The organism is Pseudomonas sp. NPDC087814, assembly GCF_044742865.1.
In the GTDB taxonomy this organism is placed as follows: domain Bacteria; phylum Pseudomonadota; class Gammaproteobacteria; order Pseudomonadales; family Pseudomonadaceae; genus Aquipseudomonas.
Map to the genome: position 1 here is coordinate 59,725 of NZ_JBIUVK010000017.1, position 12,382 is coordinate 72,106.

Genomic DNA, 12,382 nt, shown 5'->3' on the forward strand with positions numbered 1-12,382 from the left:
TGTCGGCACAGTCTGTAGGACTATTGATTAAAACGTGGCGAAGACCCGAGGAACACCGTGACGGAACCGAATAAACGGCACCCCCATGAGCTGGCTCATGAGGTGTTGCAAGACGCGGCCATGGACCAAGCCCTCGACTGGCTGATCGCGTTGCAGTGCCCGCAACCCGGGCAGCAGGCGGAATTTGAAGCCTGGCTCGCCAACGACCCGTTAAACGCCGAAGCCTTCATCAAGGCCCAGACTGCCTGGGGCGGCGCGCCGGTTCACAGCGCTGCCGTCGCCCTGAATGCTCCACGCAAACCCAGCGCCTGGCGCCGTATCAAACCGCACTGGAAGCCCCTGGCCACTGCCGCTGTGTTGCTGCTGGGCCTGTTCAGCTTCAGCAACCTGCCTATGCGCCTGCAGGCCGACCATCTGACCGTGGTGGGCGAACGCCAGCGCCTGCAGCTGGACGATGGCTCGAAAGTGTTGCTCAACACCAACTCAGCCTTCTCCAGCAGCATCAAGGACCACCAGCGCATCGCCCGCCTGTATCAGGGCGAGGCGTTTTTCGAAGTGCTGCCCAGCCGTGGCCTGCCCCTGGAAATCGACGCCGGCCCGGTGCGCGCCAGCGTGCGCGACACCTCTTTCGCGGTGCGCTACTTGAACGGTGAAGCCCAGGTTCAGGTACAGCGTGGTGATGTCGACCTGAGCAACACGTTTGACGACGCGCGGGTGCGCCTGAGCGCCGGTGAAAGTATCCGCATCGGGCCCAAGGGCTTCGGCCAACCGGCCAAACTCGACACCACCAAGGACCTGGCCTGGGTCGACGGCCGGCTGATCTTCGAAAACTGCCCGATGAGCGAAGTGCTGGCCGAATTGCGTCGCTACTACCCCGGCTGGATCGTCAACAACAACGACAGGCTGGCCAGCGTGGCCGTCACCGGCAATTACCGGCTCGACCAGCCGCTCGACGTGGTGCGCTCCCTGGCCCACATCACCTCGGCCAAGCTCTCGGAATACCCGGCGCTGGTGATCCTGAACTAAATGAGAATTATTTTTACTCGATAGCCAGCGACGATACGTCTCGTTATAGCCAATGCAACTGATTCCTATTTGATTCAGTGCGCAACTATAAGATTCGTACCTTCCGGAGCGCTCTCGATGTCGTCTCGTTTCAACCGCCGGTCCTCTTCGCCCGTTCGCCGCCAGGGCTTGTCGCTGCTGACGGCTGCAATCCTGTTGGCCGGTGCGCCCGTCATGGCCGCCACCGCCGCCGAGCCTGCCAGCCGCAGCCAGGGCAATTACAGCTTCAGCATCGAGCAGCAATCCCTGGTCTCGGCGCTGAACGCCTTCACCGCGGTGACCGGCTGGCAAGTCGGCCTGCCGGCAGAACTGGGCCAGGGTGTGTCGTCCCCTGGCGTGCGCGGCTCATTGCCGGCGGATAAAGCCCTGGACCGGCTGTTGGTGGGGACCAACCTGGGCTATCGCAAACTGGGCAACAACAACATCGTGCTGGAAAAACGCGTCGCCGTCGGTGCCATCACCCTGCAACAGATGACCATCAGTGCCACCCGCCAGGAACAGGCCGTGGACAGCGTGCCCAGCACCGTGACCGTGCACGACCGCGAAGAACTGGACCGCCAGAACGTCAACACCATCCGCGAACTGGTGCGTTATGAGCCAGGTGTTTCGGTGGGCGGTGCCGGCACCCGCTCCGGCAATGCCGGCTACAACATTCGCGGGATCGACGGCGACCGCATCCTGACCCAGGTGGACGGCGTCGAGGTGCCGGACAACTTCTTCAACGGCCCCTACGCCAAGACCCGCCGCAACTACGTCGACCCGGAAATCGTCAAGCGCGTGGAAATCCTGCGCGGCCCGGCCTCGGCCTTGTACGGCAGCAGCGCCATCGGCGGCGCGGTGAGCTATTTCACCCTCGACCCCAACGACATCATCAAGCCCGGCCAGGACTACGGCGCACGCCTGAAGACCGGCTACAGCTCCGCCGACGAGAGCTGGCTGACCTCCGGCACCGTCGCCGGTCGCGTGCAGGACTTCGACGGCTTGCTGCACCTGAGCCAGCGCAACGGTCACGAGATGGAATCCTACGACGGCAATAACGCCACCGGCCTGGCGCGCACCGGCGCCAACCCGGAAGATGCGCGCACCACCAACGTGCTGGCCAAACTGGGCTGGAACTACGGCGAAGAGAACCGCCTGGGCCTGACCTACGAGAAGTTCAAGGACGATCGCGACACCAATCTGAAAAACGCAGTGGGTGGCCCGTTTGTCGGTGGCCAGGGCTTCAACTTCTACCGCGGCCGCACGGGCAACGACACCATCACCCGAGAACGCTTCGGCATCGAAAACAAGTTCGCCCTCGACTCGCCGATTGCCGATCACATCAAGACCAGCCTCAACTACCAGATCGCCAAGACCGACCAGACCACCGCAGAAATCTACCAGCCATCGCGCAAGGTATTGCGCACCCGCGAGACCCTGTACGAAGAGAAGCAGTGGGTATTCGACGCGCAGTTGGACAAGGCTTTCAGCATCGGCGAAACCGACCATGTCGTGACCTACGGCACCACCCTCAAGCAGCAGAAAGTCACCGGTTCCCGTGAGGGCGCCGCGACCTGCCTGGCAGTCGGCGCAGGCTGCACCGCCATCGGTGCACCAAGCCCGTCGGCCGCCGACAGCGTGAAAAAAGCCAGCGACTTCCCGGATCCGACCATCAACTCCTACGCGCTGTTTGCCCAGGACCAGATTGCCTGGGACAAGTGGACCTTCCTGCCCAGCGTACGGTACGACTACATCCAGCTCAAACCCAAGCTGACCCAGGAATTCCTCAATACCGTTGACCCGACACGCATCTACGACCACAGCGATTCGGAAAAGAACTGGCACCGTGTAACGCCAAAATTCGGCATCACTTATGCCCTGACCGAGCAATACACCTGGTTCGGCCAATACGCCGAAGGCTATCGCACGCCATCGGCCAAGGCCTTGTATGGCCGCTTTGAAAACCTGCAGCAGCGCTACACCGTCGAACCCAACCCGGACCTCAAGCCGGAAAGCAGCCGGGGTGTCGAAACCGGGATTCGCGGCAACTTCGAATCGGGCTCGTTTGATGTGGCGGTGTACTACAACAAGTACCGTGATTTCATCGACGAAGATGCCTCGGTTGCCGGTGGCACCGTCCAGCAGTTCGAAGCCAACAACATCAAGCACGCCACCATCAAGGGCGTGGAGGCCAAGGGCCGCTTGAGCCTCGACGCATTCGGCGCACCGCAGGGCCTGTATACCCAAGGCTCGATTGCCTACACCTACGGGCGCAATGACGACAACGGCGAACCGTTGAACAGCGTCAACCCGCTCAAGGGCGTGTTCGGCCTGGGCTATGACCAGCAGAACTACGGTGCGCTGGTCAGCTGGACCCTGGTCAAGAAACAGGACCGCGTCGACAGCACCACCTTCTTCGCCCCTGACGGCAACAGCGCCAACGGCCCGTTCAAGACCCCGGGTTTTGGCATCGTCGACCTGACCGGCTTCTACAAGGTCACCAACGACGTGACCATCAACGGCGGCCTGTACAACCTGACGGACAAGAAATACTGGAACTGGGATGACGTGCGCAGCTACGACAGCGTCGGCGAAGCCGGTGTGACCGGCCCGGCCAACCTCGACCGCCTGACCCAGCCGGGCCGCAACTTTGCGATCAACCTGATCTGGGACATCTGATCCATGGAGCCTCATCCCGACGCAATTTAATCCGCGCCGGGGTGAGGATTTTTTACTGTGACGCGTCTTCTGGTTCGTCTAGTTCATAACAGCCTGGCAACCAGACGCTTTCTCTTCTCAAGGACTCCCCGATGACCGCCTCCCCTACCGCAGAACGTGCAGCCCTGCGCTCCCAGCGCCTGAACCAGATCACCAACGAACCGCACACCAAGCTCGATGCGTTGGTGAAGGCCCATGCACCGTTTGAAACCCAGGCCAACTTCGCCCGCTTCGTGGTCGCGCAATACCTGTTCCAGTCGGAGTTGGTGGCGCTGTACAACGATGCCGAGTTGATCAAGATCGTCCCTGACCTCGCCGAACGCTGCCGTGCCGAAGCGGCCAAGCTGGACCTGGGCGACCTGGACACCGAAGTACCGGCCCCGGTGGCCGGCGCGGTGAAAAACCCGAGCAAGGCCGAAGCCCTGGGGTGGCTGTTCGTGTCCGAAGGTTCCAAGCTGGGCGCCGCGTTCCTGATCAAGCGTGCCGTGGGCCTGGGTTTGAGCGAAACCTTCGGTGCCCGTCACCTGGGCGAGCCGGCGGGGGGTCGCGCTGAAGGCTGGAAGCGCTTCACCCGCACCCTCGACGCACTGGAATTCACCGCTGAAGAAGAAGCCGAAGTGGAGAAAGGCGCGATTGATGCGTTCGTGCGCTTCACCGTGTTGCTGGAACAGGCGTACGCTAGCGCCCCTGAACTGGCCTGATTCCCTGATTGGAATGCAATCAAATGTGGGAGCGGGCTTGCTCGCGAATGCCGTGGTTCAGTCACCAGATATATTGACTGAACCACCGCATTCGCGAGCAAGCCCGCTCCCACATTTTGATCCGGTTTCACTTTGAATCCTTCGTAAATCCATCCATGCAAACCGCACCCATGACCGGCAAAACCCAATCCTCATCCAAAATCGCCCGCGTCCTGTTCGGCCTGCTGGCCTACGTCAGCCTGGGCATCGGCTTGATTGCGATTGTGGTACCGGGCTTGCCCACCACCGAGTTCATCCTGCTGGCCGCCTGGGCCGCCACCAAAAGCTCGCCGCGCCTGAGTGCCTGGCTGGAAAACCACCGGCTGTTCGGGCCGATCCTGTTCAATTGGCGCAATGGCAAGATCATCGCCCGCCGGGCCAAAGTCAGCGCCACCGTGAGCATGCTGCTGTGCGCCGGCCTGATGCTGGTGATGCTCGACCACGGCTGGCCGATCTACCTGGCCATCGCCGGAATGAGCATGGGCAACCTGTGGATCTGGTCGCGACCGGAACGTCTCCCGCAACCCACCTGACACCCCCCACTACCGCTCATCGGCTCCCGCTCATGAACTGCCGGCCCAAGCCGATGTTCCGGGCATAGCGCCGAATGGACTCGCCTGAGCTTGCATACTAATAAGTCCATTCGCGGGTACTTCTATGTTCGACACCCTCTCCATTCGCTTGAAAATCGTGCTGTTGTCCGGTCTGTGCCTGCTGGGGGTGATTGCCCTGGTGGTCGGCATGAACCTGTACCAGACCAACCAGAACGACGAACTCATCAGCGATTCAAGCTCGCGAATGCTCACCGACAGTGTGCAGAACCTGCTGCAGGCCAAGGCCGCCGAGCAAGCGGTGCAACTGCAAAAAACCTTCGGTGAAAGCCTGTTGGTGGTGACGGCCCTGGCCGACCAGATCAAGGACCTGCGCACTCTGGCCGCCAAGCGCTCGCTGGATGCCGGGGCCTTGCGTGAAGAACTCAACCACAGCCTGAAAACCGCCTTCGACCGCAACACCAAGGTGCTCGGCATCTGGCTGTCGTTCGAGCCCAACGCCCTCGATGGCAAAGACAGTGAATTCGTCAATGATGCCGCCCGTGTGTCCAACGAAAAAGGCCGCTTTTCCAGCTACTGGAGCCGCGCCGGCGGTGAAGGCCTGAACACCGTGATGGTCGAGGATGACCTGACCAAGACCACCCTCAACCTCAGCGGCACGCCATACAACATCTGGTACACCTGCCCACGAGACACAAAAAACACCTGCCTACTGGACCCGTATGAAGACACCGTGGCCGGCAAGCTGGTGTTGATGACCACCATTTCCCTGCCGCTGCTGGTCGACGGCAAAGTGATCGGCGTGGTCGGTGTGGACCTCGCCCTCAATGCCCTGCAAGCGGCCGCTGATGCGGCGCAAAAAGAACTGTTCAACGGCGCCGGAATTCTCGAAATACTGTCCGGTAACGGCTTGATCGCCGGCTACAGCGGCGAGCCGGCCAAAGTCGGCAAAAACCTGGTGGACACCCTCGGTGCCGAAGGCAAAGAGATCGTGCAACTGCTGGCCAGCGATACCCGCAAGATCCGCGAGGAAGATGGCACGATTCGCGCCGTGTACCCGGTCAAACCGATTGCCGACGCCAAATCCTGGGGCGTGGTGATCAAGCTGCCCAAACAAGTGCTGCTGGCAGACTCGCTCAAACTCCAGGCGGTGCTCGACAAGGCCCAGGCCAGTGGCACCGTCAAGGCGTTGCTGGTAGGCGCAGCCGCCGGGCTGCTGGGCCTGTTGCTGATCTGGCTGACCGCCACCGGCGTGACCCGGCCGATCAACAGCGTGGCCGCCATGCTCAAGGAAATCGCCAGCGGCGACGGCGACCTCACCCAGCGCCTGGCCTACGGTAAAAAAGATGAACTGGGGGAACTGGTGAACTGGTTCAACCGCTTCCTCGACAAGCTGCAGCCGACCATCGCGCAGATCAAGCAAAGCATCACCGAAGCCCGTGGCACCGCCGACCAGTCCTCGGCAATCGCGCGCCAGACCAGCGAAGGCATGCAGGTGCAGTTCCGTGAGATCGACCAGGTGGCCACCGCCTCGAATGAAATGAGCGCCACCGCCCACGACGTGGCCAACAGCGCCTCCAACGCCGCCAGCGCGGCCCGCGGCGCCGACCAGTCAGCCCGCGAAGGCATGCAGATCATTGAACGCAGCACCCGCGACATCACCACCCTGGCCGAAGAAGTCAGCAAGGCCGTGACCGAAGTCGAAGCCCTGGCGGTGAACAGCGAGCAGATCGGCTCGGTACTGGAAGTGATCCGCAGCATCGCCGAACAGACCAACCTGCTGGCCCTGAACGCTGCGATTGAAGCGGCGCGAGCCGGGGAAAGCGGGCGCGGTTTTGCGGTGGTGGCCGACGAGGTGCGCAACCTGGCCAAGCGTACCCAGGACTCGGTGGAGGAGATTCGCCTGGTGATCGAGCGCATCCAGACTGGCACCCGTGGAGTGGTGGCGACCATGCATTCGAGCCAGACCCAGGCGCAGAACAACGCCGGGCAGATTCATCAGGCGGTGCAGGCCCTGGGCAAGATCAGCGATGCGGTAACGGTGATCAGCGACATGAACCTGCAAATCGCCAGCGCCGCCGAGCAGCAAAGTGCGGTGGCCGAGGAGGTCAACCGCAACGTCTCGGCAATCCGCACAGTGACCGAAACCCTGACCGGCCAGGCCACCGAATCGGCGGCCATCAGCAGCCAGCTCAATGCCCTGGCCAGCCAGCAGATGAAGCTGATGGATCAGTTTCGGGTTTGACCCGGGCTTGAAGCCAGTAAGCACCAAATGTGGGAGCGGGCTTGCCCGCGAATACGGTGGATCAGTCGGTACATGTATTGACTGACACACCGCATTCGCGAGCAAGCCCGCTCCCACACAAGCCCGTCCACATTTAGAGTCGCGGTGCCTTATTGACCCGTCCAGGCCGCCACAAACGGCGCCAGGTCTTCTTTCGGCGCGGTACGCGGCGGGTTTTGTGGGGTGCCCAGGTAGAGGAAGCCAATCACTTCCTCATCCGCCTTCAGCCCGAGGCCTTTGGCGACATGGGCCGAGTACGACAACTCACCGGTGCGCCACACCGCGCCGATCCCCTGGGCGTACGCCGCCAGCAGAATCCCGTGAGCCGCACAGGCCGCCGCCAGCAGCTGCTCGGATTTTGGCACTTTGAAATGTTCTTGCAGGCGGGCAATCACCACCACCACCAACGGCGCCCGCAGCGGGCCGTTCTGCGCCTTGTCGATCGCGGCCTGGGGCGCGTCGGCGTCCTGCAGGCGGGCGGCTTCGGCCAGCAGGGTGCCCATGCGCTCACGTGCCGCACCCTCCACCGTCAGGAAGCGCCAAGGGCGCAGTTGGCCGTGGTCGGGCGCGCGCATGGCAGCGGCGAACAGCAGGTCGCGCTGCTCCTGGGTCGGTGCCGGGTCCAGCAGTCGCGGCACGGAAACACGGTTGAGCAAAGCGTCGAGAGCCTGCATTGGCCACCTCCAGAGAAAAATGTGCGGTCATTCTAGCGGGAATGAATCGGATACCACCAAACGATAATTGCTCTTATTCAATCCGCCCTGCCCTGTTAGACTTTGCGGCCTTATTTTCAGCCTACGTTCAGGAAGACTGATGTCCCGTTCGCCCCTTCGCCTGTCTGCACTGTTGATGGCCTTGAGCCTGAGTGCCTGCGATGACGCCCCGCGATTCACCAAGGCCGAGCCTGGTGAAGCGCGTGCCGGTGGCGCGACCACGGTGAGGAAGACCGACCAGAACGCCTTCTCCCTGCCCTCGGCCAACCTGTCGCCCACCCGGCGCCTGGACTTCAGCGTCGGCAACAGTTTCTTTCGCAGCCCCTGGGTGATTGCCCCGTCCACCACCACTGCCCGCGACGGGCTGGGCCCGCTGTTCAATACCAATGCCTGCCAGAACTGCCATATCAAGGATGGCCGTGGGCATCCGCCATTGCCCGATGCGCCCAACGCGGTGTCGATGCTGGTACGCCTGTCGATTCCCGATGCACCGCCCTATGCGAAGGTCATCGAGCAACTGGGTGTAGTCCCCGAGCCGGTCTACGGTGGGCAATTGCAGGACATGGCCGTGCCCGGCGTCGCCCCGGAGGGCAAGGTGCGGGTCGACTACACGCCGGTCAACGTCCGCTTCAAGGACGGCACCGTGGTCGAATTGCGCAAGCCTGCCCTGCAAGTCACCCAGCTCGGTTATGGGCCGATGCACCCCGACACGCGCTTCTCGGCGCGGGTTGCACCGCCGATGATCGGCCTGGGGCTGCTCGAAGCGATCCCCGACGCCGACATCCTGCGCAACACCGACCCGAAAACCGCCGACAAGGAAGCCATTGTCGGGCGGGCGAATTGGGTCTGGGACGACGCGCAACACAAGACCGTACTCGGTCGATTTGGCTGGAAAGCCGGGCAACCGAACCTCAATCAACAAAATGTTCACGCGTTCTCTGGTGATATGGGCCTGACCACCTCCCTGAGACCGTTCGATGACTGCACCGATGCACAAGTGGCCTGCAAACAGGCGCCCAACGGCAATGGCCCGGATGGCGAGCCTGAGGTCAGCGACAACATCCTGCGCCTGGTGCTGTTCTACACCCGCAACCTGGCCGTCCCCGCCCGCCGCGACGTCAACGCACCGCAAGTGCTGGCCGGGAAAAACCTGTTCTACCAGGCCGGTTGCCAGGGCTGCCACACCCCGCAATTCACCACGGCGCCCACCGCCGCCGAACCTGAATTGGCTAACCAGGTGATTCGCCCCTACAGCGACTTGCTGCTGCACGACATGGGCGACGGCCTCGCCGACAACCGCAGCGAATTCAAGGCCAGTGGCCGCGACTGGCGCACGCCGCCGTTGTGGGGCATTGGCCTGACGCAAGCCGTCAGTGGCCACACCCAGTTCTTGCATGACGGCCGCGCCCGCAACCTGATGGAGGCCGTGCTGTGGCACGGCGGTGAAGCCCAGGCGGCGCAGCAGCATGTGTTGTCGTTCAATGCCGAGCAGCGCGCCGCGTTGCTGGCATTTCTGAATTCTTTATAAGCTTTGTCCTAATTACAGAAGGGAGCTCGACATGTTCCGTCCCAAGTTGTTGTTCACCAGCCTGGCCGCCCTCGCCCTCGGTGCGTGCTCGCCCCAGGACCCGCAAGCGGTGACCTCGGCGGCCATCGCCAAGCAAGTGATCCTGCCGACCTACAGCCGCTGGGTTGAAGCCGACCGCCAACTGGCCGTCAGCGCCCTGGCCTACTGCCAGGGCAAGGAAAGCCTGGAGACCGCCCGCGCCGACTTCCTGCACGCGCAAAAGGCCTGGGCCGAGTTGCAACCGCTGCTGATCGGCCCGCTGGCCGAGGGCAACCGCTCGTGGCAGGTGCAGTTCTGGCCGGACAAGAAAAACCTGGTGGGTCGTCAAGTCGAGCAACTGGTGACCGCCCAACCACAGATCGACGCCGCCGCCCTGGCCAAATCCAGCGTCGTGGTGCAGGGCCTGTCGGCCTACGAATACATCCTCTACGACGCCAAGACCGATCTGGCGGACGAGACGCAAAAAGCCCGCTACTGCCCGTTGCTGGTAGCCATCGGCGAGCGCCAGAAACTGCTGGCCGAAGAGATCCTGTCGAGCTGGAACAGCACCGACGGCATGCTGGCGCAGATGACCAAGTTTCCTAACCAGCGCTACGCCGATTCCCACGAAGCCATTGCTGACCTGCTGCGGGTACAAGTGACTGCACTGGACACCCTGAAGAAAAAACTCGGCACCCCGATGGGCCGCCAGACCAAGGGCATCCCGCAGCCGTTCCAGGCCGATGCGTGGCGCAGCCAGTCGTCCCTGCAAAGCCTGGAGGCCAGCCTGGCTGCCGCCCAGACCGTCTGGGTCGGCGTCGACAACAAAGGCCTGCGCGGCCTGTTGCCTGCCGATCAAAAGCCATTGGCTGACAAGATCGACGCCGCGTATGCCGCCTCCCTGAAACTCTTCGCCAGCAACCAGCGTACGCTGAATGAACTGCTGGCCGACGATGCCGGGCGCCAGCAACTCAACGATATCTACGACAGCCTCAACGTCGTCCACCGCCTGCACGAAGGCGAGCTGGCCAAGGCGCTGGGCATCCAACTGGGCTTTAACGCCAACGACGGTGACTGATGATGCTCAGGCGACAGGCTTTGGCCCTCGGCAGCGTGCTGCTCAGTGCGATCACTTTGGGCGGCTGGACGCTGTTCAAGCAGAAGGGCAAAAGCCCGCTGCTGCTCTCGGCGCGGGATGACAGTGATGGCAGGCACTACGCCGTCGGCTTTCGCCTGGACGGCAAGCAGGTATTTGCCACCGAGGTCGGCCAGCGCTGCCACGACATCATCAACCACCCGACGCTGCCGATTGCGCTGTTTGTCGCCCGCCGGCCGGGCACCGAGAGTTACCTGATCGACTTGCGGGACGGGGCGCTGCTGCAAACCATCACCTCCAAGGCCAATCGCCACTTTTACGGGCATGCGGTGGTGCACAAGGATGGCGAGTGGTTGTATGCCACAGAGAACGACACGTCTGACCCGGGTCGCGGTTTGCTGGGTGTGTACCGGTTCGAGGGTGAGCGGCTGGTGCACACCGGGGAGATTTCTACCCATGGGATCGGGCCGCACCAGGTGTCGTGGATGCCTGATGGCGAGACGCTGGTGGTGGCTAACGGCGGGATTCGCACTGAGGCTGAGAGCCGGGTGGAGATGAACCTGAATGCCATGGAGCCGAGCCTGGTCCTGATGAAGCGCGACGGGACGCTGTTGAGCAAGGAGACCCTGGGCCAGCAGATGAACAGTGTGCGGCATATGGGGATTGCCAGCGACGGGACGATCCTCGCGGGGCAGCAATTCATGGGGCCTTCCCATGAGCGTTCGGAGTTGCTGGCGATCAAGCGGCCGGGGCAGGCGTTTGTGGCGTTTCCGGTGGCGGATGAGCAGTTGCAGGCCATGGGGCACTACACGGCCAGTGTGGCGGTGCACAGCGAGTTGCGGCTGGTGGCGTTGACGGCGCCACGGGGGAATCGATTCTTTATCTGGAACATGGACAGCGCGCAGTTGCTGCTGGACGGGCCGTTGCCGGATTGTGCCGGGGTGGGTGCGGTGGCTGACGGGTTTGTGGTGACTTCCGGGCAGGGGCGTTGCCGGTTTTATGATTGTCGGCAGGTGCCGTTGGTGGGCAAGCCGCTGGAGTTGCCGGCGGGGCTTTGGGATAACCATCTGCATCTGGTTTGATTGGGGGGCATATCCGTTGCTGCGGTAACGGCGGCTTATGGTTCCGCTCTTACAGCGGCTCACTTTTGAAGAGCGCAAAAGTAAGCAAAACGCTCTTGCCCCACCACTCGGCACCTCGCTTAGGCTCGGTGTGCCCTCACTCCGGCTTTGGACCGTGGGCCGCCGCGATGGGCCATCCTTGGCCCAGCGCGGCTAACCCGGCGTCCTGCCGGGTTACCCACGCTCCAAAGCCTGCGTTCGGCCAGCGTGGTTTAACGGGGCGCCTAAGATCAAGATCAAAAGCAAAAGCACAGCGGCCTCCCGGCCGGCTTGAGTGTTGAAGAGCACAATCAAAAGCTAAAGCGTGCACGGTCCACTGTAGGAGCTGGCTTGCCGGCGATTGCATCGCCTCGGTGTATATGGAGGACCGAGGTGTCTGCATCGCAGGCAAGCCAGCTCCCACAGAAAAGCAGCTCTGCTTTCGCTCTTAACACTCAAGCCGGCCGGTAGGCCGCTGTGCTCTGCTTTTGATCTGCTTTTGATTTTGATCTGCGGGCCCCGTCAACCACGATGGCCGCAAGCAGGCACGGTGGAGCGGGTAAATCGGCAAGGATGCCGATTTAGCCGCG

General features: G+C 62.6%; 9 protein-coding genes and 1 pseudogene. 9 read left to right on the forward strand and 1 reads right to left on the reverse strand.

Annotated features, from left to right (window positions below):
- Window positions 1-57: 57 nt before the first annotated feature.
- The 6 genes and pseudogenes from ACIOMR_RS15525 to ACIOMR_RS15550 all read left to right on the forward strand — a co-directional run bounded on the left by ACIOMR_RS15525 (window position 58) and on the right by ACIOMR_RS15550 (window position 7,298).
- Complete coding sequence (locus tag ACIOMR_RS15525; RefSeq protein WP_087694633.1) at window positions 58-1,026, forward strand: FecR domain-containing protein; 969 nt, start codon at window positions 58-60, stop codon at window positions 1,024-1,026.
- 117 nt (window positions 1,027-1,143) lie between these two features.
- Complete coding sequence (locus ACIOMR_RS15530; protein WP_401195061.1) at window positions 1,144-3,723, forward strand: TonB-dependent receptor; 2,580 nt, start codon at window positions 1,144-1,146, stop codon at window positions 3,721-3,723.
- Between the two features lie 131 nt (window positions 3,724-3,854).
- Window positions 3,855-4,463, forward strand: a complete 609-nt coding sequence (locus ACIOMR_RS15535) for a biliverdin-producing heme oxygenase (RefSeq protein WP_003214109.1) — start codon at window positions 3,855-3,857, stop codon at window positions 4,461-4,463.
- Between the two features lie 170 nt (window positions 4,464-4,633).
- A complete protein-coding gene (locus ACIOMR_RS15540) occupies window positions 4,634-5,035 on the forward strand; it encodes a YbaN family protein (RefSeq protein ID WP_008435511.1) in 402 nt (133 codons plus the stop codon).
- A gap of 265 nt (window positions 5,036-5,300) precedes the next feature.
- Window positions 5,301-6,440 (forward strand): annotated as a pseudogene (locus tag ACIOMR_RS15545) (HAMP domain-containing protein); the annotation flags it as partial.
- Window positions 6,441-6,542: 102 nt separating this feature from the next.
- Window positions 6,543-7,298: a methyl-accepting chemotaxis protein gene (locus tag ACIOMR_RS15550; RefSeq protein WP_371103562.1), complete on the forward strand. Its 756-nt coding sequence runs from the start codon at window positions 6,543-6,545 to the stop codon at window positions 7,296-7,298.
- A 149-nt stretch (window positions 7,299-7,447) separates the two neighbouring features.
- On the opposite strand, the gene ACIOMR_RS15555 is transcribed toward ACIOMR_RS15550, so the two are convergent.
- Window positions 7,448-8,011: an NAD(P)H nitroreductase gene (locus ACIOMR_RS15555; protein WP_003214103.1), complete on the reverse strand. Its 564-nt coding sequence runs from the start codon at window positions 8,009-8,011 to the stop codon at window positions 7,448-7,450.
- A gap of 139 nt (window positions 8,012-8,150) precedes the next feature.
- Here ACIOMR_RS15555 and ACIOMR_RS15560 point away from each other — a divergent pair, with 139 nt between their 5' ends.
- Genes ACIOMR_RS15560 through ACIOMR_RS15570 form a run of 3 tightly spaced genes read left to right on the forward strand, consistent with a single transcriptional unit; the run spans window position 8,151 to window position 11,774 of the window.
- Complete coding sequence (locus ACIOMR_RS15560; RefSeq protein ID WP_401195064.1) at window positions 8,151-9,578, forward strand: di-heme oxidoredictase family protein; 1,428 nt, start codon at window positions 8,151-8,153, stop codon at window positions 9,576-9,578.
- Window positions 9,579-9,609: 31 nt separating this feature from the next.
- Window positions 9,610-10,674, forward strand: coding sequence for an imelysin family protein (locus ACIOMR_RS15565; protein WP_008435517.1), 1,065 nt, complete (start codon window positions 9,610-9,612; stop codon window positions 10,672-10,674).
- A gap of 2 nt (window positions 10,675-10,676) precedes the next feature.
- Window positions 10,677-11,774 (forward strand): DUF1513 domain-containing protein, encoded by a 1,098-nt coding sequence (locus ACIOMR_RS15570; RefSeq protein WP_087694475.1) that lies wholly within the window; start codon window positions 10,677-10,679, stop codon window positions 11,772-11,774.
- The last annotated feature ends 608 nt before the right edge of the window (window positions 11,775-12,382 follow it).

What these genes read in the sequence shown, in the direction of transcription:
- ACIOMR_RS15535 (WP_003214109.1), top strand. Translation starts at nt 3,855, where the DNA reads ATGACCGCCTCCCCTACCGCAGAACGTGCAGCCCTGCGCTCCCAGCGC.
- ACIOMR_RS15540 (WP_008435511.1), top strand. Translation starts at nt 4,634, where the DNA reads ATGACCGGCAAAACCCAATCCTCATCCAAAATCGCCCGCGTCCTGTTC.
- ACIOMR_RS15565 (WP_008435517.1), top strand. Translation starts at nt 9,610, where the DNA reads ATGTTCCGTCCCAAGTTGTTGTTCACCAGCCTGGCCGCCCTCGCCCTC.
- ACIOMR_RS15555 (WP_003214103.1), bottom strand. Translation starts at nt 8,011, where the DNA reads ATGCAGGCTCTCGACGCTTTGCTCAACCGTGTTTCCGTGCCGCGACTG.
- ACIOMR_RS15570 (WP_087694475.1), top strand. Translation starts at nt 10,677, where the DNA reads ATGCTCAGGCGACAGGCTTTGGCCCTCGGCAGCGTGCTGCTCAGTGCG.
- ACIOMR_RS15530 (WP_401195061.1), top strand. Translation starts at nt 1,144, where the DNA reads ATGTCGTCTCGTTTCAACCGCCGGTCCTCTTCGCCCGTTCGCCGCCAG.
- ACIOMR_RS15560 (WP_401195064.1), top strand. Translation starts at nt 8,151, where the DNA reads ATGTCCCGTTCGCCCCTTCGCCTGTCTGCACTGTTGATGGCCTTGAGC.
- ACIOMR_RS15550 (WP_371103562.1), top strand. Translation starts at nt 6,543, where the DNA reads ATGCAGGTGCAGTTCCGTGAGATCGACCAGGTGGCCACCGCCTCGAAT.